Consider the following 22,461-nt stretch of genomic DNA (forward strand, 5'->3'; position numbering starts at 1 on the left):
GGACCGATTCGGTTTCGGCTGTTCACCTTTCGACGGTCAGATCGACCCGCTCGTCGTAGAAGCAGATGAGGTCCCGGACGGGCTCGGCGTCGGTGAGCGGATCGGTGTAGGTCCATGCCACATCAGGGATGACCTCGTCGCCGACGACGGCCGACCAGTAGGTTGCCTCGCCCTTGTACGCGCAGACCGTGACCGTGTCCGACGGCACGAGTAGATCCATCCGGACGTCCTCGCGCGGCAGATAGTGTCGGGGCGGCAGGTGGGTTTCGAGCAGCAGGGTCGGGCGTCGACTGTCCGCCAGGACCGATCCTCCCACCGTCACCATCACATGTCTGCCGGTGTCGAGGCAGTCGATGCGCTGGAACGGATCGTGCGGATGACCGACCGCCGTCTGTTCCTCTTCGCGCCACTCGTCGAAGCCCGACCAGTCCAGCAGGACGTGGCCGGCGAGATCGGCATCGTCCGGACGGAACGCGGCGCCGGCCAGCGTCCGTCCGCCGGCCACGAGGTCGCAGGTCGTACCGGGCGTCGTGTGCACGTCGAAGGGATCGACCGGTGTCAGGATCGGTCCGTGGTCGTCGGCGGCGTCGACTGACTGTGCATCGGTCAGCGGCGCAACGACATCGGAGACGGGCACCGCATAGCATCCGACCACCCGGTAGGGCTCCCACACCTGGATGGCCCTCGCGGAGTCGACGACGACTTCTCCGTCGACCAGCGCGCGCACCCGTCGCCGCATGTCCGCCCAGCGCAGTGAACCCAGCTGGGACATCGTGAACTCATCCATCGACGTGGCCATGTGACCGATGGTCCTCCGGTCACGCCGCGCGCGCCAGGCCAGATCGGGCTTTTGCATCGCCGGTCGTGATCGGTCAACCGTTCGGCTCCGTCGTGGGCGGACATCTGGTGACGACGGCGGGAACCCGCCCCGGCGCAGTAACCGCTTCGAGACGCGAAGGCACCGCTCGACGAAACCCCGTGGTGCGACGATGAGCAGATGACCAGCCCGTCGGACCTCGACCCCACCAGACCCGGGTCCGGCGACGCCGCGTGGAATCACGCCCAGCGCGACGAAACGGAAACCCAACGCCTGGATCGCAACTGGAATTCGCTGCTGCAAGAGCTGCGGGTCGTGCAGACCGGCGTGCAGATCCTCACCGGATTCCTACTCACGCTGCCCTTCCATGACGGTTTCGAAGAGCTCGGCGGCACGTTGCGAGTGATCTACCTGATCACGGTGTCGTGTGCCGTGGGCGCCGCGATCCTCCTGGCGGCGCCCGTGGCGCTGCACCGGGCCCTGTTCCGTCAGCACCAGCTCGCGCTGATCGTCACCTACGCGCATTACCTGGCTTTCGCCGGCCTCACCCTGCTCGGCCTGGCGCTGTCCGGTGCGGTCACCGTCGTCTTCGGAGCGACCGCCGGACCGGTTCCGTCGGCGATCGCGGGCATCGTCACCCTCGTGACGTTCTCCCTCGCGTGGCTGATCGTGCCGCTGTGGCTCCGCGCAGTGACCGGCGCGCGGGATGACTCCGTCGACGACCCCCGCCGTTGACAGCGTTCCCCCGCCGCGGTACGCAGACGACGTGACCCTCGCGCCGAGTTTCATCGAAGAACACTTCGACCAGGTGACCGTGCTCGCGTCGGCGCATGGCGGTGCGTTTCCTTACGGCAACACGGTCGTGGTCCGCGGCTCCGCCGGGACCTGGTGGTCGATCCCTCCCTCGAGGTCGACCACGACCCGGTGCAACCCGACGCGGTGATGATCAGTCACGCACACGAGGACCACATCGCTGGCCTCCGGTACTTCTCCGCGGACAAGTTCGCCCATCACGCCGACGTCGATGGCGTGCGATCCCTGCAGGTCCTTCTCGACAACTACGGACTGACCGACGAGGAGAGGGCCGGCGTCGACGCCCAGATCGGCGACACCTTCCGGTTGACGTCCGGCTTCCCCGAGGCCGCCGGGGTCGAGGACGGACACGCCTTCGAACTCGGCGGGGTCACCGCGACGGTCGTCCACCTGCCCGGGCACACCGCCGGGCATTCCGGCATCCTCGTCGAACCCACGGGCTTTCTCTATCTCGCCGACATCGACCTCACCTCGTTCGGACCGATGTACGGCGACCTGGGGAGCAGCGTAGACGACTATCTCGCGTCGATTGCGCGAGTACGCGACATCGATGCCCGCTGGTACGGCACCTTCCATCAGAAGGGCGTGGTCACCGGCGCCGACGAATTCCGATCACGTCTCGCCGACTACGAGGCCGTCATCCATCGACGCGAGGAACGCCTGCTGGAGTTGCTGCGCCGCCCACTCACGGTCGAGGGGATCGCCACCGAGCGGCTGGTGTATCGCCCGCATGTCCAGCTGCCCTTCGTCGACGCGGTGGAGAAACGGACAGCCGAACTCCACCTCGAACGGCTCGTGCGCCACGGCCAGGTCACGCGTTCCGAGGACGGCGTCTACCACCGCTCGTAGGGCGGTCGTCCCGCTCCGCGACGTTTACCGAATGTCCGGTTCGGACACCCTCGGTGTGTCAGCGACACAGCGAGAGTGAGGAGCGAGTAGTGCACACCGACACCACCCGCGCAGACACCTGGGATTTCGGTCTGGACAGCGCCATCCCCGACCTCGGAGACCCCGGCGACGTCGAGATCACGTCGACGGATTTCAGCGACACGTACTACGACACCGAGGACCGGGACCTCCTCGCGCACGGCACCACGGTCGTCTACGTCGACGGGGACGAGCGTCCGGCCGGCTGGCGGGTCGTCACCCCCTCCCCCGCTGAGGCCATCACCGAACGAATCGACGCCCCCTCGACGGCCGTCCCGCCGACGATTGCCGATGCCCTCTGGGGGCTGAGCGGCGGCAAACCGCTTCGCGTCGCGGCGATCGTCCACACGCACCGAACCCGCCACCGCCATCTCGACGCGAACGGTGAGACCGACTACGAGGTGATCGACGACACCGTCTCCGCCACCGCCACCGGCCCGGTCGCCACCGCCACGTCCTGGCGCGAGGTCGCGGTGCGCTCCGCGTCGAAGGATGCGGTGCCCAAGGGTGTACGCAAACGGATGGTCGGGGCCGGCGCGCGTCCGGCGTCGGCGTCGTCGACGTACGAGCGCGCCATCGGTCACGAGGCACCGCACCGAGCCGGATCGGCGTCGCCGGCCGCTGCCGCCGCACTGGACTACGTCCACGAGCAGATCGCGACCATCTTCGCCGGCGATGTCGCGCTGCGTCGCGGTGAGAACCCGGTGCACGGCGTTCGCGTCGCCATCCGCCGTCTCCGGAGCACGCTGCGGACCGCGGCACCGCTGTTCGAGCCGAGCGGCCTCGTGAGACTCGACGACGAACTGCGGTGGTTCGCAGGGGTTCTCGGCGAGGTGCGCGACCGGGAGGTCCTGCGCGCACGATTCGCCACCGCCCTCGCCGAACTGCCCGACGAGCTCGTGCTCGGACCGGTTGCGGCGCGGATCGAGGAGGAACTCTCCGCTCAGCAGCACCACCATCGCGAGAACGTCGCCGCCGAGATGACATCGGACCGGTATCGCCGGCTGCTGTCGACCCTCACGACCTGGAACGAGGCAGTCCCGCTCGTCGATGACCAGATCTCGAAGAAGCAGGTCCGTCAGATCGCCACCCGCGCGGCGCGCAAGGCGGACAAGCGGTTGAAGCAAGCCCTCGCCTCCGGGCACGAGGAGGATCTGCATCGGGCGCGCAAGGCGGCCAAGCGCGCCCGTTACGCCGGTGAGCTGGCCACGCCCGTCGTCGGGTCGATCGGTCGTGCGCAGGCCAAGCGCTACAAGAAGATCCAGACCGTCCTGGGGGAACACCAGGATGCCGCCGTTGCCGCCCGCGCCCTGCGGGAACTGGGCGCCGCCGCGGGAATCCGCAAGGGAGAGAACGGTTTCACCTACGGCATCCTGTATCAGCGCGAGCTCCACGCGGCCGCCGCGGCCCGCGACGCCGTTCTGTCCGGAAAAAAGTGATCGCCCGTTCAGCTCGACGTGTCGAGGATCGCGCGCCGTAACTCGGTGTGATCGTCGAAGAACGACGTCTCGGTCCCGTACCTGCGGAAGGTGTCGCTGCCCCGGCCGGTGACCACGACCACGTCGCGGTCACCGGCCATGGACGTGGCCGTCGAGAATGCGCTCCGCCGGTCGGGTTCCTCGATGACGACCGCCGACGCCTCCCGGTGCGCGCCGCGCAGCACACTGGCCCTGATCTCGCCGGAGTCCTCGTCCTCGGGGCTCTCGTCGGTGACGATCACGACGTCCGCGTAACGCGCCGCGACCTGTCCCAGTGGTTCTCGTTTCCCTGGATCGCGTCCGCCGGTTGCCCCGACCACGGCGATGAGCCGACCGTCCTCCGTCAACGACCTCAGGTAGGGGAACATCGCGTGTTGTCCCGCCGTGTTGTGCATGTAGTCCACGATCGCGCGATACGGCTGTCCGGCATGCACGGGTTCGCACCGTCCGGCGATGCCGGTCACCGAGGAGACGCCCTCGGCCGCAGCGGCGAGGTCGACGCCGTCTGCCACCACGGCGGTGAGCGCCAGTAGAGCGTTGCCGACCTGGTGAGGCCCCAACACCTGCAGCCCGACCCGGGATCGCCCGTGTGGCGTGTGGACGGTGAACTCGGCGCCGAGACGCCCGGCCCGGATATCGGTGGCGACGACGTCGGCGTCCGTGCGTCGAGTCGAGCACGTCCAGGTCTCCGTCGTGGTCCCGGCAGCCAGACGCACACCCCAGTGGTCGTCGATGTCGACCACCGCGATCTGCGTCCGCTCCGGTGTGAACATCGCGGCCTTGGTCGCGAAGTAGCCCTCCATCGACTCGTGATAGTCGAGATGGTCGTCGGACAGGTTGGTGAACGCCATCACGCGGAATGCGGTGCCGTCGACCCTTCCCTGATCGATCGCATGCGAGGAGACCTCCATCGCGCAGCAGGTGACGCCGTGGCGTCGGAAGGTCGCCAGGGTCCGCTGCAGCATGGGCGCCTCCGGCGTCGTGCGGGCGGGGACGACGTCGTACCCGGGGCCCCGGACCCGCGCACCGGAGATGAGCCCGCCCGCCTCCCCGGTCGCCGCGAGGGCCGCATCGACGAAGTGGGTCGTGCTGGTCTTGCCGTTCGTGCCGGTGACACCGAAGATCCGCAGATCACGTGACTATTCACCGTGGAACCACGAGGTCAGCGGCCCCATGATGCGGCGAGGTTCGTCGACGACCAGAGAAGGCAGGACCGACGACGGGCGGTCGCTGATCACGAGGACGGCACCGGCCGCGGCCACGTCGCGCTCGAAGTCGAGTCCGTGCCAGCGGCGGCCCGGGATGGCCAGGTACGCGTCTCCGGGACGGATCGTACGGGAATCGTCGTCGATGTCGCGGACCACCGTCGACCCGGCTGTGAGGTCGCCGAGGATGGCGGTGTCGAGGTGGTCGGCGATCTGCGCGACCGTCACTCCGGATCCCAGGTCGGGGTCCGCCTGGCGAACACTCCGCTCCGGGTCCATCGCCGCGAGGTACCCGTGGCGAGGGCGAATCCAAACCTCGACGTACGGTCCGGCCGGCCCGACGCAGGCCCGATACCATACAAATCTCGGCAAACGGTCATAGCGCACGCCCGCATTGGCCGCTGTGACGCGGCTCACAATCTGTAGAACCCGCTGTGGCTCAACGTGTTCGAGTCGGCGCGACTGGTTGATTCACACCGGGGTGTTACATCTGCCCTCGTCGTGGCAACACTCGGGGTGTAGCCGATCCAACCCGTTCAAGAGGGGAGCAAGAACCGATGACCGTTTCCACCACCACCGTTCACCAGCAACTTCGCGCGATCCTCGCATTGACGCACACCGAGATCCAGATCGCCGAGACCCGGCAGGCCCAGGCCCGTACCGATGCGATCCGCAAGGAACTGGCCCAGAACGCCGAGAACGCCCGCGAGCGCGCACTCACCATCGAGACCGCCCTGCGTGACCGCGGCGGACTCGTCGATGTCGTCCGGCCGGTACTCGGCCGTGTCGGTGCCGTCGCCAAGACGCTGGCCGAGCAGACCCAACCGCTGGACGAGGCCCTGCTCGACGACCTCGCACTAGAGCAGCGGCTCGTGGCACGCGCCACGTACCTGAAGGCACTGGCCACCGGTCAGGATGACCAAGCACTCGTCGGCCTGGCCGACAAGCTCATCGACGCCCACACGGCGACCGTCCACTGGCTCACGACGGTTCTCGCCGAAGAGGCTCTCGGCGGCCCGGCCGCCCTGCGTCGCGGCCCGTCGCAGTGGGCGAGCGGCCTCGCCGCGCGCGCCTTGACCGCCCCGGCGCTCGGCGCATCGTGGGCGATCGACCGCACCGCCGAGTTCGCCCGCCAGCTCCCCGACCCCGTGGAGACCCTGCGCAGCCGGTTCGGACGAGCAGTCGACGACGCGACCGAGACCGCCTCGCGAGCCGGTGACGCCGTCAGCAACGCCGGTGCCGCGGTCTCGAAGACCGTGGCCGCCGGCCGTGACGCCGCCCTCGAGGCAGTCGAGGACAGTGCTCGCGACAGCGGTGCCGAGGGTGCCGCCGACGCGCTCCACCAGCTCCGCGAGATCACCGGAACCGTTGAGGCGGAAGACCTCCCGATCGAGGGCTACGTCGATCTCAACGTCACCGACGCGGTGGCCGCGGTCAAGGAGTTGACCAAGCCGGCCGACCTGCGGGTCACCCTCGCCTACGAGGAGGCGCACAAGAACCGCCAGCGCGTGGTCTCCGCGGTCGAGATCCGCTTCGCCGAGATCGCCAAGGACCTGGTCGGCATCGACAGCTGATCTGCCGAACCGACCGACCCCGACGGCCGCCATCGACCTGATGGCGGCCGTCGGCCTGTCGGAAGCATCTGCAGATGTCGCGAAACGTGGCGCCAGACGCAACGACACACGACAACTGGCGTCGGCCCCACCCACCTCTGCACGAATTTGGATCAGATCCAGAAAAACCGTGCGAAGTGGCGGTCACGCCCCTATGGTGGGGGACGTGGCATCGACATCGGACCATGCCCAGCAACTCCGGGCCGCAGATCTTCGTGTCACCCAGCCTCGGGTGACGGTGATGGCCGCCGTCGACAAGCACCCGCATGCCGACACGGACACCATCTATCACGCGGTACGCGAAACCCTGCCCACCGTCTCACGTCAGGCCGTCTACGATGTGCTGCACGCCCTGACCGAGCGCGGGCTCATCCGCCGCATCCAACCCTCGGGTTCGGTGTCGCGCTACGAGTTTCGCACCGGAGACAATCACCACCACGTCGTCTGCCGCGCCTGCGGTGTCATCGCCGACGTGGATTGTGCAATCGGGGAAGCCCCATGCCTGACCCCCTCGGAAGACCACGGTTTCGCAATCGACGAGGCCGAGGTCATCTTCTGGGGCCTGTGCCCCGATTGCCTCAGCAAGGCCCCGACCTGATCACCTCCCGTGATCGCAGCCTGTCAGTCCCCTCGAAAGGAATGTCGTGACCTCCGACAGCCGCCCGCCCAACTCCGACGCCGACACCGCAAGTGCCAGCGAGAGCGAGAACCCGGCGATCCCCTCGCCGAAGCCGAAAGCGCATGCGCCGCTGACCAACAAGGACTGGTGGCCCGAGCAGATCGACCTCTCGATCCTGCACGCCCATTCCTCGCTGTCCAACCCGCTCGGCGAGGACTTCGACTACGCAACGGAATTCGAGAAGCTCGACGTCGAGGCCCTGAAGGCCGACCTGGTCTCGCTGATGACCACGTCCCAGGACTGGTGGCCCGCCGACTACGGCCACTACGGTGGCCTGTTCATCCGTATGAGCTGGCACGCCGCCGGTACCTACCGCATCTTCGACGGCCGCGGCGGCGGCGGTCAGGGTGCACAGCGGTTCGCCCCGCTGAACAGCTGGCCGGACAACGCCAACCTGGACAAGGCGCGTCGTCTGCTCTGGCCCATCAAGCAGAAGTACGGCACCAAGCTGTCCTGGGCCGACCTGCTGGTGTTCGCCGGCAACGTCGCACTGGAGTCCATGGGCTTCAAGACCTTCGGCTTCGGCTTCGGCCGCGAGGACATCTGGGAGCCCGAGGAGGTGTTCTGGGGCCCGGAGGACGCCTGGCTCGGCACCGACAAGCGCTACTCCGGCGAACGTGAGCTCGCCCAGCCCCTCGGCGCCACCACGATGGGTCTCATCTACGTCAATCCCGAAGGCCCCGAAGGCAAGCCGGACCCGATCGCCGCCGCCGAGGACATCCGCGAGACCTTCGGTCGCATGGCGATGAACGATGAGGAGACCGCGGCACTCATCATCGGCGGCCACAGCTTCGGCAAGACCCACGGCGCCGGCGACGCCGACCTGATCGGACCCGAGCCCGAGGGCGCCCCGATCGAACAGCAGGGCCTGGGCTGGAAGTCGGGCTACGGCAAGGGCAAGGCCGAGGACACGATCACCAGTGGTCTCGAGGTCGTCTGGACCTCCACCCCGACCCAGTGGGGCAACGGATTTCTCCAGAACCTCTACGGTTACGAATGGGAGCTCACCAAGAGCCCCGCGGGGGCCTGGCAGTACGTCGCGAAAGACGGTGCGGGAGCAGGCACGATCCCCGATCCGTTCGGCGGTCCCGGTCGCGCGCCCACCATGCTGGTGACCGACGTCGCCCTGCGCGAGTCCCCCATCTACGCCGACATCACCCGTCGGTGGCTCGACCATCCCGAGGAGCTCGCCGAGGCCTTCGCCAAGGCGTGGTACAAGCTGCTGCACCGCGACATGGGTCCGGTCAGCCGTTACCTCGGCCCGTGGGTTCCCGAGCCGCAGATCTGGCAGGACCCGGTGCCCGCGGTCGATCACGAACTGATCGACGCCGACGACATCACCTCTCTCAAGGGCACGTTGCTCGACGCGCTGTCCCCGACGCAGCTCATCAAGACGGCCTGGGCGTCGGCGGCCAGCTTCCGCAGCACCGACAAGCGGGGCGGTGCCAACGGCGCCCGCATCCGTCTCGAGCCGCAGAAGAACTGGGAGATCAACGAGCCCGGCGAGCTCGCCAAGGTGCTGCCGGTACTCGAGCAGGTCCAGAAGGACTTCAACGACTCGGCATCGGGCGGCAAGAAGGTCTCGCTCGCCGACATCATCATCCTCGGCGGTGCGGCGGCGATCGAGAGGGCCGCCGAGGCAGCCGGTTTCCCGGTCACCGTGCCGTTCACCCCCGGCCGTACGGACGCCTCGCAGGAGAGCACCGACGTCGACTCATTCGAGGTCCTCGAACCGCGCGCCGACGGGTTCCGCAACTTCAGCAAGGACGGCGAGAAGACTCCGCTGGAGTCGCTGCTCCTCGACCGTGCCTACATGCTGGACCTCACCGCGCCGGAGCTGACCGTCCTCGTCGGTGGTCTCCGCGTGCTCGACACCAATTACGGTGGCAGCAAGCACGGCGTGTTCACCGACCGGCCCGGCGTCCTGTCGACGGACTTCTTCCGCAACATCATCGACATGAACACCGAGTGGAAGAGCGGTTCCGACGAGAACGTCTACGAGGGAACCGACCGCGCCACCGGCGAGAAGAAGTGGACGGCAACGGCTGCCGACCTCGTGTTCGGCTCGCACTCGCAGCTGCGCGCGCTCTCCGAGGTCTACGCGCAGGACGACTCGGCGGAGCGTTTCGTCAACGACTTCGTCAAGGCGTGGGTGAAGGTCTCGAACAACGATCGGTTCGATCTGGCCTGATCCGTCATCTCACGATCGAGAACACCCCGCGGGCACCTCGCCCGCGGGGTGTTCTGCTCTGCCGGTGAGGTTCTCGAATCACCGTTCCCGCAGGCACGCGACGACCTCGGCGAGCACCTGCTCGACACGGGCCCGTGAGCGCGGAGGCCGCGCCGGTCACCAGGACCTGCAGCTCCCCCTGTGCGGTCGGCGAGCCCTCGATCTGCAGCATCCATCGCGTGGTCCGCGGTGGGAACACGTACAGGTGACCGCCCACGCTCGGCCCGGTAATCGTCGGGGTCCAGCCGAGCAGCACCGGCACCGGGAAGAGGCGCCCGTCGACGACCGGCCGGCCCAGTACGTCCAGCACGTCCTCCATCGGCCCGGTCGCCGCGGCGATGCACCGACGGGTGCGCTCGACCGAGCCGCGGACATCCTCGCGGGCGTCGAGCGGTGTGACCGCAGCGACGACGAAGTCGCCCACGGTGTCCTCGGCGCCCGCCGGCCGCGTCGACGCCGCGGTGGCCGCCATCACCCGGTCTTGTCCGGTCAGTCGCGCGAGCGCCTCAGACACCGATCTCCCGAATGCCTCGAACGGGGTCATGCCCTGCTCGGACGCACCGGCACGGAACCGTGCGTAGACGTCGGCGTCGACGAGAGCCCGGCGACGAACCGCCGTGGACTGCGCGCAGGAGACGGGGTCCAACCCGTCCAGGGTGAAGGACCCCGCGGGCGACTCACCGAGCAGTTGGTGCCACGACCGGCCGTCCATGTCGTCGTCAGTGCGTGGTGCGTGCGGCGAGATGGGTTGCACCGCAGGGACATTCACTCCGCGGGCGAGCAGGTCCGCCTCCCGGGCCAGCGTTCCGAGCGAGTGCCCGTCGACCGCGATGTGATGGAACACCGCGACCGCGGCCATCACACCGCCGTCGGCATCCGCCAGGATCCGCACGCAGAACGGCGGCGCGACCCGGACATCGAGCGACGCCGACATCTGTTCGGCGTGTGCGCGTAGGCTCTGGCGTCCCGGGTTCGGGTCTGGGTCCGAAACCACCTGCACGGCAACATCGACCGCTGCGTCAGCGCCGCCGGCCAGCGCCCGCTGGACCGGCCCGGCGGGGGTGTCCGGATAGCTCGACCGCAGGGCGGGGTGCCGATCGGCCAACGCGCGGAGCAATTCTCGCAATTCGGGAGCGGTGGGCCGCCCGGTCTCGGGTGGAACCCATCCGACGCGGACCAGCTGCCCGTGCGGGTGTCCCGGTGCGCGTTCGACCGTCCGTTCTGCGGACGTGAGCGGACGATCGTCGTCCGGTGCGGCCGGTCGCCGTACGGTGTCGTCCGGGCGGACCGGCTCGACCATCCGCTCGGCCAGCGTCTCCAGGTCGGGCGCGGTGAGCACGTCGTCGGGCCCGATCTCGGAATGCCCTGCCGCGATCAGCGATCCGACGACCCGCATGACCGCCAGGGAGTCGCCGCCCTGCTCGAGGAAGCCGGCGAACAGATCGACCTCATCAGTGCCCAGCGCCTCGCCCACGACCCGAACCAGCAGGGTCTCGTGCGAGCCGACGGGTCCGCGCACCGACCGGCGACCGGGGAGCGGGTGGTCCACCAGCTTTCCGACGTCGAGCTTGCCGTTGCCGGTACGGGGTAGCGCGTCGATGCCGATGATGAGCGCGGGCACCATGTACGACGGCAGGACACCGGCGACCGCGCGACGCAGCCCGGGTGCGTCGACATCCGTTCCGGTTCGCTGCGGCACGACGAATGACACCAGAGCGGTACGGCCCGACGGCAACTCGCGCAGAATCGTCGCGGAACTCCGCACGTCGGTGCATCGTCCGAGCGCAGCGTCGATCTCAGCGAGTTCGATTCGCAAGCCCCGCAGGGTGATCTGTCCGTCGCGGCGTCCGAGCAGTCGGATCTCACCGGCCTCGGTCCACTGGGCCAGGTCGCCGGTCCGGTACATCACCTCCTCGGCCGAGAACGTGCTCTGCACGAAGGCCTCCGCAGTGGACGCCGAATCGTCGAGATAGCCGTCGGCCAATTGCGGTCCCGCACAGTGGAGCGTGCCGATCGCCCCGGGAGGTTGTGGCCGGCCGAGGCGATCCAGGACCGCCTCGTCGACTCCGACCATCGGCGGGCCCACAGTGATCGCCTCGCCCGGCAGCAGCGGAGCGGAGATGTTGATGCTGCACCGGGCTTCGGTGGGTCCGTACGCATTCCGCAGCCGGACGCGACCCGACCAGCGGTCGACCACCCGCGGCGACGGCGGTTCGCCACCGATGATCACCTGCACCAGATCGTCGGCCAGATCCAGGGGCAGGGTGTCGAGGACCGACGGCGTGACGATGAGGTGACTGACGCGATGCCGTCGGATCAGCTGTGCCAGTGCATCACCGCCGGGTGCCGACCTCGGCGCGACGACAACTGTCGCCCCACAGGCGACCCCGCACAGCATCTCGACGATCCCGGTGTCGAAGGTCGGGGACGACGCGTGCAGGATGCGTGACCCGGGTGCTAGAGCGTACGTCTGTCGGATCTCCGCGATCAGGGCGGGCAGGCCGCGGTGGGGCATGATCACGCCTTTGGGCGTTCCGGTGGAACCCGAGGTGAACAGCAGGTAGGCGGCATCGTCGGGCCCGCGTTCCAAACCCGGCCACCGATCGGGGATCGGAGAGCCGGGGTCGTCGTGCTCGAGGTCGAGCCACCGGATCGAGCCCGGGTGTGGGGCGCCCGGCACGCACAATCCGACCTTGGCGCCGGAGCGATCGAGCAGATCCCTCGTTCTCGCGTCCGGTGCGAACGGATCGCCGACCGGCACCCATACGCCGCCCGCACACAGCACCGACCAGAACGCGACAACGGAGGCCGCCGACCGCTCGATGGACACCGCCACGCGGTCGCCCGCACCGACCCCGGCCTCCAGGAGCAACCGGGTCCCGCGAACGACCCGGCGCGCGAACTCGCGTCGGGACACCGACACCTCACCGTCGATGATCGCGATGGCCTCCGGGTCCGCCGAACGGTGGTCCTCCAGGTGGCTCACGGTCGGCGTGAAGGGCGGTGCCGGTGGTCCGCTCCGGCACCGAAACCGCTCCCACTCCCCGTCGACGAACACCGAATCGTCGGGAACCGTTGGGCCACCGTCCAGTTCGCGCAGCGTGGCGGTGAGGTATCGGTCGAAACGTCGGGCGAGGGTGGCCAGCGCATCGGTGTCGACGACGGCGTCCGGGGCTTCCCAGGTCACCGCCCGGCGACCGTTCTGATCGGCGGGGTGCAGGGTCACCGCGACGTCGGAGATCGGTCCGGTCCGCATCACCTCGAGTCCCCAGTGCAAGCCGTCGACAGCGGGCGGCCCGAAACCCGGCAAGAGGTTGACCACCGCACCGAAGCCGTTGAGCCCGTGCTGGTTCCGCAGCATGTCCTCGCGAGGGTAGCGCTGATGGCGCAGTGCCTCGATCAGGGCCGACGACACCGCGGAGAGGGCCTGCCCGGCGTCGCGGTCGCCGATTCCGTCGAGGCGCAGGGGCACGACGTTCGAGACAGGCTGCACCGCCCGGAGACGTGCCGCCGAGGTACGTGCCGCGACCGGGAGACTCAATCCCACGTCCGGGGCGTCGAGGAGCCGGGCGCACAGGCCCGCGAACGCGGTGACGAACTCGGCCGACGATGCGGTGCGCGGACTTCTCAGGGTTTCGGTGACGCGCGTGATCGACGACGTGAAATGCGGGATGGAACCGGCCAGCAGGGACGGCGCGAGGCCGTCGAGTCGTCGGGCCCAGTGTTGTTCGTCGGCCCCTCGGCGTCGCGAGCCGCGGTACCTCTCCTCTTCGGCCTCGAGTTCGGGGTCGTCGGCGAGGGGCATCTCGTCCGGTCGCGCAGTACCCGCGTAGACAGCGGCGATGTGCGCCATGACCCGCAGGACGCCGGCGCCGTCGGTGAGCACGTGATGCACCCGCACGATCCACCGGTGGGAGTCGGGAGCGAGGACGTGCAGTTCGCTGCGGAACAACGGCAGTCCGAGATCGGCGCCTGCGGGGTCGTCGAGGAAACGCTGCGCACGCGCCTCGCTCTCGGCAGCCGGGTCGGCACACGCGGACAGGTCCACGCACTCCACCGGGTCCAGTCCGGAACCGGCTGGTTGCAGGGGGTGCGGATGACCGTCGGCCGGCGACCGATTCGGGCTCAGACGCACGTCGTACCAGCCGACGTGGTCGAGCACGGCACCGGCCGTGCGGTGGAGTCGTTCGGCATCGAGCGGGCCGCTCAGGGTCAGGCCGAACGCGACGACATGCGAGACCTCGGGATGCAGCAGTTGCGAGAGCCACAGGCCGCGCCGGGTCACGGTCATCGCGGATCGCCCACTGGGCCTCGTCGGGTGGAGCCGTGCCCGGAGATCACGCCCCGACCGTAGGTGCGCCGAGTTGAACGGACGCTGAAATGCGAGGTCCGGCGGTCGACGACGACCGCCGTCCGCGGTGCATCTCCCGCGGCGTCACGCGCCGAGCGCGCGGGCGAACATCGGCCAGGACTCATGCATCTGGTCCTCCCAGTACCCCCAGGAATGCGTACCGGTCGCCGGGAGCCGGACGACGGCCGGGATGCGCAGCGCGGCGAGGCGGTTTGCCATCGTCACCGTGCACGATCGTGCGGTCGCTTCGGCGAATCCGCCGGCCGCGACCTGTTCGGCGAGCTCCCCCACGTTGCCGGCGATCCGCCGGTCGGACAGATTGTCGTGCGCACCGGGCAATCCGGTCGCCGCACTGATCCACAGGGCAGGGGTGCGACGCCCGAACTTGTAGGCGTTGATCACCGGATCCTGGGCTGCCCACTGCGGGTCCCCGGGCGGGCCGTACATGTTGCTGGCGTCGGCGAGTCCGGGGACGAACGCCACGTTGCGCAACAGCAACTGCCCGGTGGGCGACGCGGTGTCGGCGCATCCCGAATAGGAACCGACCGCACGGTAGAACCCGGGGTGGTTCTCGGCGATCCGGAGCACGGCAGTACCCGCCATCGAGATCCCCGCGACCCCGCGCGAGCGTCCCGGGCCGGATCGTCCCCCGTGCGCGTTCTCGAAGGCGGCGGGCAGCTCCGAGGTCAGAAAGGTCTCCCACCGCAGGGGCCGTGACGTCTTCACGCCGAACCGGAAGTTCGCGGCCGGGTCGACGCGCCGCCAGTCGGCGTAGTAGCTCGCCGCGCCCCCGATCGGGGCCACGGTCCACACGTTCTTGTTCGCATAGAACGCGTTGGCGTCGGTGGCGTGCGTCCAGTCGTCGTTGTCCTCGCCACCGGACGATCCGCTGAGCAGGTACATCACCGGTGCGGCCTGGTTCCGGTTCGCGGGCGTCTGGACCAGCGACGGGACCTGGGTCTGCATCGACCGTGACCACACCGACACCACGAGATTGCGGGGCGACACCCAGGTCTCCCGGTATGGCGCGCCGGCCGTCGCCTTGGCGTATCGGACACCGGTGAGGGTGTCCGCCGACGCAGATCCCGCGGAGGGCACGAGCACACCCGCCACGCCCATCACCATGGACAGGACGGCAACGCCGACGCCGACGCCGACGACCAGGACATTCGGCAAGCGAGACATCGGCGGCTCCTCGAGTTCGTGCCGAATCATCACCGACCCGGTCCCGTCATCGTATGCACACCGCTCTGTACCCAGGACCGTTCGGGTCAATCGTCCAGGACTGTCGCACAACAGAATCGGACGAATCGGGTATGAGGTGCGTCGGCCCGACGTACGGTCGGACGATGACACCACTCCTGCGCACCGCCGTCGCGACGCTCGCCGCCGCGGCCGCTCTCCTGACGCCGCTCGCGATGTCGTCGGGGACGGCGAATTCCACGCCTTCGTCCGGAGTCTCGGCGGTCAGCCTGGCCAAGGCGGATATCCCGGCCGACCTCCTACCATTCGTGCCCGACGGCGTACACGTGGAGGTTCGGGAGATCACCATCGCCCCCGGCGGCACCACCGGGTGGCACTATCACGACGGCCCGCTCTACGGACTGGTCCGGCAGGGCACCCTCACCCACCCCGGCTCCGACTGCAAGCCGGTGGTGTACCGGACCGGCGAGATCATCGCCGAACCCGGGGGCAAGGCGAACACCCACGAGGGAACCAATCTCGGGACCACCCCGGTCGTGCTGGTTGTCCTGTACCTGATGCCGCTGAACAAGCCGCTGTCCGAGGACGCACCCGCACCGCCGTGTGCGACGGCCACTTCCTGACGGCGGGCGAGCCAGCCCCTGCTCCCTGATCCGAAAGAAGTGACCCCATTGCTCCCTGAGCTGAGGAGTGAGGAGCGATAGCGACGAGCCACGAAGGGCCTGGTGAGACACGTTGCGAAGCCGTTCGTGGCTCGCTTCGCTCGCACCTCAGGGAGCAGAGGGAGGCCGTCGCTGCACCCAACGGACCAGCGGTTCTGTGGTTCACTCGGATCAGGGAGCAGAACGCTGCCGCCAGTCGAGCAGTGTCCCGAGGTCGGCTGCGAGCGAACGTGAATCAGCGGTCACGAGTTCTCCGTCGCGTACCACCCACCGACCTGCGACCATGACGTCGCGGGGTCGCCGGCCCGGGCCGGCCCACAGCAGGCCGTCGACCGGGTCGGTGACCCCGGCGTCGAAGACGTCCGAGCAGTCCCACACGCAGAGGTCGGCGGCGGCACCGGGCCGGAGGTGCCCCAGCTCGCTGCGGCCGAGACCTGCCGCCGAACCCTCGGACGCCATCGCGAGAACCTCTCGGGCCGTGACGGGTTCGCCGATCAATCCCGAGACCTGAACGGCCAGGCGGGCATCGGCGAGCAGGTGCCCGGCGTCGTTGCTCCCGCCGCCGCTGGTGCCGAGTCCCACCCGCACACCCGCGGACACGAGCGCCGCAACCCGCGCGACGCCCCATCCCATCGGCACGTCGCACCCGGGCGCGTGGGTCGCAGACGCTCCCGATCGCGCGACCAGAGCCACTTCGTCGTCGGTGATCTCGCACAGATGCGCCAGCGTGACGTCGTCGGCGAGCCAACCCCACTCGTCGAGCAACTCGAGGGGACGCCGCCCATATCGTTCCGCGGCGACCTGCACATCGACCTGCTCGTTCGCCTGCGTACGACGACGCAGGCCGAGTCGGGATGCGACCTCGCCGAGCGTCGCGAAGGTCTCCGGCCCGTCGCTGTGCACGCCGGACGGGCCGACGGCCAGCTGCAGCATCCCGTCCGCGCTCGTGCCGGTTGCCCCGCACCCAGATGGGTTCGGTGGATGTCCTCGACCGATGTGGCTGCGGCTTGCGGGTCGTCGCGAGCAGTGCCCCGGACGAAGACCAATCGCGCACCGACCCGTGCGGCGGCATCGATGGTCCCGCCGGCCAACGCGACCGGGTCCTGACCACCGGGCCAGGTCAGATGATGGTCGGCGACCGTGGTCACACCGCACAGCAGGGATTCCGCGAGACCGGCAGCCGCTGCCGCGGCGACGAGCTCGGGGTCGACACCGACCGATGAATAGCGTTGCGCCATCAGGCCGAGCCACTGCGGCATCGGTACCGACCGGCTCTCCGGACGCGACCGGAACGCGGTCTGCAGCAGATGGTGGTGCGCGTTCACGAGACCGGGCGTGACGACGCACCCCGAGACGTCGACGACCTCGTCCGCGGCGGTCCGGCCGCCGACCGCGGCCCCGATCCGCCGGTCGTCGACCACGACCGGATCGCGCGTGACCATCGACGCGTCACGTAGGACCGCCACGGCGCCGGTGAGCACCGTGACGGTCACAGCTCGAGCACCAGACGACCGCTCGTACACCGCGACACGCAGATCATCATCGATTCGTTCTCGGACCGCTCCTCCGGCGACAGGATCGAGTCGCGGTGGTCCACCTCGCCGCTGACCACCCCCGTCTCACAGGTTCCGCAGACACCTTCGCGGCACGACGACGGCGCCACCACCCCACGTCCGTCCAAGACGTCGAGGATGGTGCGATCCTGCGGCACCGTCACCGTCACGCCCGAGAAGGCAAGGGAGAGTTCGAACTCCGCGTCAGCCGCGGACTGCGTCGTCGTGGCGGTGAACTTCTCGGCGAACGAATCCACGGCCGGTTGCGGCTCACACACTTGCGCAACGGCTTCCAGCATCGACGGCGGTCCGCAGGTGTACACGGCGGTGCCGCGGGCGAGCCCGGCCAAGACGCCACCGAGATCCAGGCGCCCCGAGTGGGCCGACTCGTGAATCGTGACCAGTCCGGGGTACCTGGGTTCGATCTCGTCGACGAAGGCCATCTCCGCCCGGGACCGTCCGACGTAGACGAGCCGCCACGGCCGCCCGGTACGGCGGGCCTCGTCGACGAGGGCGAGGACGGGGGTGATGCCGATACCACCGGCCACGAACACATAACCGAGTGCACGTGTCAGCGCGAAGTGATTGCGCGGCGGGCTGATCCACACCTCGCCGCCCACCTGGATGTCGTCGTGCACGGAGTCCGAACCGCCCCGGCTGTCGATCCGCCGCTCGACGGCGATCCGGTACGTACTCGTGTCGTCAGGGGAGGAACACAACGAGTACTGTCTGACCGGGCCGGCCGGTGTGTGCAGATCGACGTGCGATCCAGCGGTCCACGACGGCAGCGCGGCGACACCGACCGGCGCGAGGACGAATTCGTCCACCCGACGGGCGAGCCGGCGCCGTGACACCACACGGACACGCAGTCCATCTCGAAGGTCGTTCGCTGACACAGACATCGGAGATCTCCTAGGTATTACGATCTCCGCCGGGATTCCCAGCCACGGGAACCACCCCCACCGTCGCGGATCTCCGACACCTGCGTTGACGCCTGGACAACGACGAGCCGAGCGGCCTCGGAACCGGTGAGCCGCCACCGGTGGGGAATGCCGCCAGCGTAGTAAAGGCTGTCGCCTCTTCGCAATTCGAGGAGACTTCCGTCGCCGAGGTCGACCTCGACCTCGCCGTCGACGACATGCAACCACTCGTCCTGCTCGTGCTGGAAGTACTCGCCGTAGTCCCGCCGGTTCAACAACTGCTCCTGGGGGAAGAACGCGGCGTCTCCTCGAACGAGCAACCGGGCGTATCCGGCGTTGTCGCCGGCCTGCGGAAGGATCGCGCCCTCGCCGGCACGCACCAGTTGCGTCCCGACGGGTGCCGGAGACGGTGCCCCCGCCACGTGCGCAGGGTCCGCGGCCAGCATCAGACTGACCTGGGTTGTGTCCAGCGCCCTGGCGATCCGTTCCAGGGTCGTCATGCTCGGACGCGCGTATCCGCGCTCGAGCTGCGACAAGAACGGATGCGAGATACCGGCCTGCGCAGCCAGATTCGTCAACGTGAGGCCATGCTGCTTACGTCGTCGGCGGATCTCGGCACCCAGCGACACCTGCGCGACGTCCGGCTCGTCGAGCGCCATGTGGCTCACACCCTTCCTGCAGAACCGATGGTTACACGCCCGCAGCGCTGGTTAACGTCGTGGCAACAGCGCATTCCTATATTCGGACGTGTTGACGTGATCAACAAGTATCACGAACCGCCCCAACCCCGCCGACCCCAGCCACAGCGGGACCACCGACCCAGTCGTGCACCGTCGCACGCCATTTCGATGTTCTCGAGGAAGTGTCATCAATGCCGACTCAGCAGACAGCGCCCGTGCCGGGCATCACCGGATCACTGGCCGACGGGTCAATGGTCGATGTCGAGCTGTCCGCCGATGCCGACGGTATCCACCGCGTCCGCGCCGTCACACCGTTTTCTCCCGATGTCCCACATCCCGCCGACTGGCTGGATCTCCGCGACCACCTGCTGCTCCCACCCGCCGCCGAACCCCACGCCCACCTGGACAAGGCCCTGTCGTGGCCGGAGTTGTCACCGCCGAGCGGCGACCTCAACGCCGCGATCGCCTCCTGGCGGGCCGGCAGCGTCTCCCTCGATGAGCAGTCCTTCCGGACGCGCGCTCTCCGGGCGACCTCGTCCATGCTGCGCAACGGCATCACCGCGGTGCGCACCCACGCCGACGTGCTCTCGCACGACGACCCACTGCGAGCCGTCCGCGTGCTCACCGAGGTCCGAGAGCACCTGCGCGGACTGATGGACATCCAGGTCGCGGTCCTGGCGAGCCCACTCACGCCCACCGCGCACATCGAGGCCGCGCTCGACGCCGGCGTCGACCTCGTCGGCGGGCCCCGCACATCGCCGATGACCCGCTCGCCGAGCTCACGAGACTGCTCGACCTCGCCGAAGCGCGCGGTATCGGCGCCGACCTGCACGTCGATGAATTCCTCGACGGTGACCACCTGACCATCGAGGCCTTCGCCGACCGCGTCGCCGAGTGGCCCGACGACCGGATCCGCACGGCCGGCCACTGTTGCCGCCTCGACACCCTGGCCGCCGCCGACCTGCAACGGGTCGCACGGGCGCTCGCACGGGCCCGTGTCTCGGTCGTCGCCTTGCCGGTGACGAACCTGTACCTCCAGGGCCGATCCGGCCCGTCCGCGGGGCGACGAGGCATCACGCCGATCGACGTGCTGCGCGACCACGGCGTCCGCGTCGCCGGTGGTGCGGACAACATCCGCGACCCGTTCAATCCCGTGGGCCGGGCCGACCCGCTCGAGACCGCCGCCCTGCTGATCACCGCGGCACATCAGAACCCGGACACCGCAACGGATCTCGTCACCTCCGACGCACGTGCCGTGCTCGGACTGGAGCCCGCGGGCCCCGTCGTCGGAGCCCGCGCCGACCTCGTCGCCATCCGCGGCGCCGATCTCACCGAGGTCATCGCCACCGCGCCGGCCGACCGGGTCGTGATCGTGAACGGAACGGCGGTCGCACGCACCGAGTCCACCACCTGGACGGCGTTCCCGTCGTTCCCGGTTCCGTCCCCGGCAGGAGCATCACCGGCCGGAATGTCCTCAGCCGCAGCATCACCGCTGGGCCTGTCCCCCGTCGGCATGGAGAGATGATGAGTTCACCAGCAACGACCCCCAGACCGGCACTCGGTCACCCGCTCGTCGGCTTCGAACACGTGGAGCTCACCTATCCGGACGGCACTCACGCCCTCCGCGACGTGAACCTGACCGTGCGGGAGGGCGAGTTCGTCAGCGTCGTGGGCCCATCGGGTTGCGGCAAGTCGACCCTCCTGAGGTTGTCGTCGGGACTGGAGACGATCACCGACGGTTACCTGCAGAGCGGTGCCGAACGGATCGGTTACGTGTTCCAGGACGCCACCCTGCTCCCGTGGCGGACCGTGGCCGACAACGTCGCACTGCTCGGTGAACTCGACGGTGCACCGAAAGCCGAACGGCGCGAACGAGTTCGCGCGGCACTGGAGACGGTCGGGCTGACCGGGTTCGACAAGCACCTGCCGCACATGCTGTCCGGCGGCATGCGGATGCGGGTGTCGCTGGCCCGCTCGCTGACGCTCGATCCCGACCTGTTCCTGTTCGACGAGCCGTTCGCCGCACTCGACGAACTGACCCGCGAACGGCTCGGCACCGACCTGACCGAGCTGTTCGCCGTCAAACGCTTTGCCGGCCTGTTCATCACCCACTCGGTCGCCGAGGCGGCGTTCCTGTCCACTCGTGTCCTGGTGATGTCGGGACGGCCGGGAACCATCGTCGACGAGATCGAGGTCCCCTTCGACTATCCCCGGTCGCCCGACCTGCGTTTCGAGCCGGAGTTCGGCACGATCGCCGGCCGGATCTCCCGCGCACTCCGAGAGGCACATTCATGAGCGCCCCCGACACCGGCACCGAGACCGCCCCGGGCGTGCGAACCCCGAAAACCGGCAAGGGCGGTACACCCGACCCGGGCTCGACCACCGAGCTCGCCGTGGCCGCGCGCACGGGTCGACGGGGCCGTTCCCGTTCGAAGATGGTCGGAGTGGCCGCACCGCTCGTCGTGCTGGCGCTGGTCATCGGCGCGTGGTACCTCGTCAGCTACGCGGTGCTCGATCCCGGCCGTCGATTCCTGATGCCGCCCCCGCACCAGGTCGTCACCGACGGACTGCTGGGCGACTCCGCCCAGGCGATGTGGGAGGCCCTGAGCCGCACGGCGACTGTCGCGTTGACCGGCCTGGCGATCGCCGCGATCATCGGCATCACGTGGGCGGTGATCATGTCGCAGTCGCGGCTGATGGAGAACGCCCTCTTCCCGTATGCCGTGGTCCTGCAGTGCGTCCCGATCCTGGCGCTCGTCCCCCTGGTCGGATTCTGGTTCGGATTCGGCTTCAGTGCACGGGTTTTCGTGTGTGTACTGATCTCGCTGTTCCCGATCGTCTCCAACACCCTGTTCGGCCTGCGATCGGTCGACCGGCAGATGCGGGATCTCTTCGCCCTGCACCATCCGAGCCGCGTCACCATCCTGCGCAAGCTGGAGTTCCCCGCCGCCATGCCGGCCATCTTCGCCGGTCTCCGCATCTCGGCGGGCCTGTCGGTGGTCGGCGCCATCGTGGGCGACTTCTTCTTCAAGCAGGGCAATCCCGGCATCGGCATCCTGATCGACAACTACCGGTCGCGACTGCAAGCCGAGGAACTGTTCGCCTCGATCGTGCTCGCCTCACTTCTCGGCGTGGCCGTCTTCTGGTTCTTCGGCTGGCTCGGCAACCGCATCGTCGGACGCTGGTACCAGCGCTGACCTGATCTTCTCTCGCCGGGTGGTTTCGACTCGGCTCCTCGCTTCGCTCGGTGCCGGCTCAACCAGCGGGTGGGTCCCCTGTCGTCGACACCCCATGATCCTCCATTCAACTTCCGAAATCTCTCAGCCCGAA

General features: G+C 68.9%; 15 protein-coding genes and 3 pseudogenes. 10 read left to right on the forward strand and 8 right to left on the reverse strand.

The window, feature by feature from the left end; genetic code table 11:
- Positions 1 to 22 precede the first annotated feature (22 nt).
- Entirely contained in the window at positions 23 to 799 is a 777-nt protein-coding gene (locus tag QAD21_RS20140) for a DUF427 domain-containing protein (protein WP_068970191.1), read from the reverse strand.
- Between the two features lie 198 nt (positions 800 to 997).
- Between QAD21_RS20140 and QAD21_RS20145 the strand changes: the two genes are divergently transcribed.
- The 3 genes and pseudogenes from QAD21_RS20145 to QAD21_RS20155 all read left to right on the forward strand — a co-directional run bounded on the left by QAD21_RS20145 (position 998) and on the right by QAD21_RS20155 (position 3,996).
- Positions 998 to 1,552 (forward strand): DUF6328 family protein, encoded by a 555-nt coding sequence (locus QAD21_RS20145; protein WP_205333959.1) that lies wholly within the window; start codon positions 998 to 1,000, stop codon positions 1,550 to 1,552.
- Between the two features lie 31 nt (positions 1,553 to 1,583).
- Positions 1,584 to 2,479, forward strand: a pseudogene (locus QAD21_RS20150) (MBL fold metallo-hydrolase).
- 89 nt (positions 2,480 to 2,568) lie between these two features.
- The gene (locus QAD21_RS20155) at positions 2,569 to 3,996 is read left to right on the forward strand and encodes a CHAD domain-containing protein (protein WP_065631426.1); all 1,428 of its coding nucleotides are present in this window, start codon (positions 2,569 to 2,571) and stop codon (positions 3,994 to 3,996) included.
- An 8-nt stretch (positions 3,997 to 4,004) separates the two neighbouring features.
- Here QAD21_RS20155 and QAD21_RS20160 read toward each other — a convergent pair whose 3' ends face one another.
- Both QAD21_RS20160 and QAD21_RS20165 read right to left on the reverse strand, forming a co-directional pair.
- Entirely contained in the window at positions 4,005 to 5,165 is a 1,161-nt protein-coding gene (locus QAD21_RS20160) for a UDP-N-acetylmuramoyl-L-alanyl-D-glutamate--2,6-diaminopimelate ligase (protein WP_288812114.1), read from the reverse strand.
- A 9-nt stretch (positions 5,166 to 5,174) separates the two neighbouring features.
- On the reverse strand, positions 5,175 to 5,468 hold the full coding sequence (locus tag QAD21_RS20165) for a Mur ligase domain-containing protein (RefSeq protein ID WP_223258837.1): 294 nt from the start codon (positions 5,466 to 5,468) through the stop codon (positions 5,175 to 5,177).
- A 329-nt stretch (positions 5,469 to 5,797) separates the two neighbouring features.
- Between QAD21_RS20165 and QAD21_RS20170 the strand changes: the two genes are divergently transcribed.
- From QAD21_RS20170 to katG, 3 genes are all read left to right on the forward strand, one after another.
- Positions 5,798 to 6,814 (forward strand): hypothetical protein, encoded by a 1,017-nt coding sequence (locus QAD21_RS20170; protein WP_065631427.1) that lies wholly within the window; start codon positions 5,798 to 5,800, stop codon positions 6,812 to 6,814.
- 193 nt (positions 6,815 to 7,007) lie between these two features.
- Positions 7,008 to 7,451, forward strand: a complete 444-nt coding sequence (locus tag QAD21_RS20175) for a Fur family transcriptional regulator (protein ID WP_065631428.1) — start codon at positions 7,008 to 7,010, stop codon at positions 7,449 to 7,451.
- A 46-nt stretch (positions 7,452 to 7,497) separates the two neighbouring features.
- A complete protein-coding gene (gene katG / locus QAD21_RS20180) occupies positions 7,498 to 9,723 on the forward strand; it encodes a catalase/peroxidase HPI (RefSeq protein ID WP_068970181.1) in 2,226 nt (741 codons plus the stop codon).
- Between the two features lie 4 nt (positions 9,724 to 9,727).
- Here the strand turns inward: katG and QAD21_RS20185 are convergent, their stop codons facing one another.
- Both QAD21_RS20185 and QAD21_RS20190 read right to left on the reverse strand, forming a co-directional pair.
- Positions 9,728 to 14,053 carry an AMP-binding protein gene (locus tag QAD21_RS20185; protein ID WP_280360184.1) on the reverse strand — a complete coding sequence of 1,442 codons (4,326 nt, stop codon included), beginning with the start codon at positions 14,051 to 14,053 and terminating at the stop codon, positions 9,728 to 9,730.
- 144 nt (positions 14,054 to 14,197) lie between these two features.
- Positions 14,198 to 15,298, reverse strand: a complete 1,101-nt coding sequence (locus tag QAD21_RS20190; protein ID WP_165629582.1) for an alpha/beta hydrolase family protein — start codon at positions 15,296 to 15,298, stop codon at positions 14,198 to 14,200.
- A 164-nt stretch (positions 15,299 to 15,462) separates the two neighbouring features.
- On the opposite strand from QAD21_RS20190, the gene QAD21_RS20195 reads away from it, so the two are divergent.
- The gene (locus tag QAD21_RS20195) at positions 15,463 to 15,939 is read left to right on the forward strand and encodes a cupin domain-containing protein (RefSeq protein ID WP_068970179.1); all 477 of its coding nucleotides are present in this window, start codon (positions 15,463 to 15,465) and stop codon (positions 15,937 to 15,939) included.
- A 210-nt stretch (positions 15,940 to 16,149) separates the two neighbouring features.
- Here the strand turns inward: QAD21_RS20195 and QAD21_RS20200 are convergent.
- The 3 genes and pseudogenes from QAD21_RS20200 to QAD21_RS20210 form a co-directional block, all read right to left on the reverse strand.
- Positions 16,150 to 17,471 (reverse strand): annotated as a pseudogene (locus QAD21_RS20200) (amidohydrolase family protein).
- Complete coding sequence (locus QAD21_RS20205; RefSeq protein WP_068970684.1) at positions 17,468 to 18,433, reverse strand: PDR/VanB family oxidoreductase; 966 nt, start codon at positions 18,431 to 18,433, stop codon at positions 17,468 to 17,470. The pseudogene QAD21_RS20200 and the gene QAD21_RS20205 overlap by 4 nt, the downstream one beginning before the upstream one ends.
- A 17-nt stretch (positions 18,434 to 18,450) precedes the next feature.
- Entirely contained in the window at positions 18,451 to 19,110 is a 660-nt protein-coding gene (locus tag QAD21_RS20210) for an XRE family transcriptional regulator (RefSeq protein WP_058249777.1), read from the reverse strand.
- A gap of 745 nt (positions 19,111 to 19,855) precedes the next feature.
- Here QAD21_RS20210 and QAD21_RS25410 point away from each other — a divergent pair.
- The 3 genes and pseudogenes from QAD21_RS25410 to QAD21_RS20225 form a co-directional block, all read left to right on the forward strand.
- Positions 19,856 to 20,656, forward strand: a pseudogene (locus QAD21_RS25410) (amidohydrolase family protein); the annotation flags it as partial.
- Positions 20,656 to 21,426 (forward strand): ABC transporter ATP-binding protein, encoded by a 771-nt coding sequence (locus tag QAD21_RS20220; protein ID WP_068970682.1) that lies wholly within the window; start codon positions 20,656 to 20,658, stop codon positions 21,424 to 21,426. The pseudogene QAD21_RS25410 and the gene QAD21_RS20220, both read left to right, overlap by 1 nt.
- Positions 21,423 to 22,328, forward strand: coding sequence for an ABC transporter permease (locus QAD21_RS20225; protein ID WP_165629580.1), 906 nt, complete (start codon positions 21,423 to 21,425; stop codon positions 22,326 to 22,328). The genes QAD21_RS20220 and QAD21_RS20225 overlap by 4 nt, the downstream gene beginning before the upstream one ends.
- The last annotated feature ends 133 nt before the right edge of the window (positions 22,329 to 22,461 follow it).

Source organism: Gordonia sp. SMJS1 (assembly GCF_029866425.1).
Lineage (GTDB): Bacteria > Actinomycetota > Actinomycetes > Mycobacteriales > Mycobacteriaceae > Gordonia > Gordonia hongkongensis.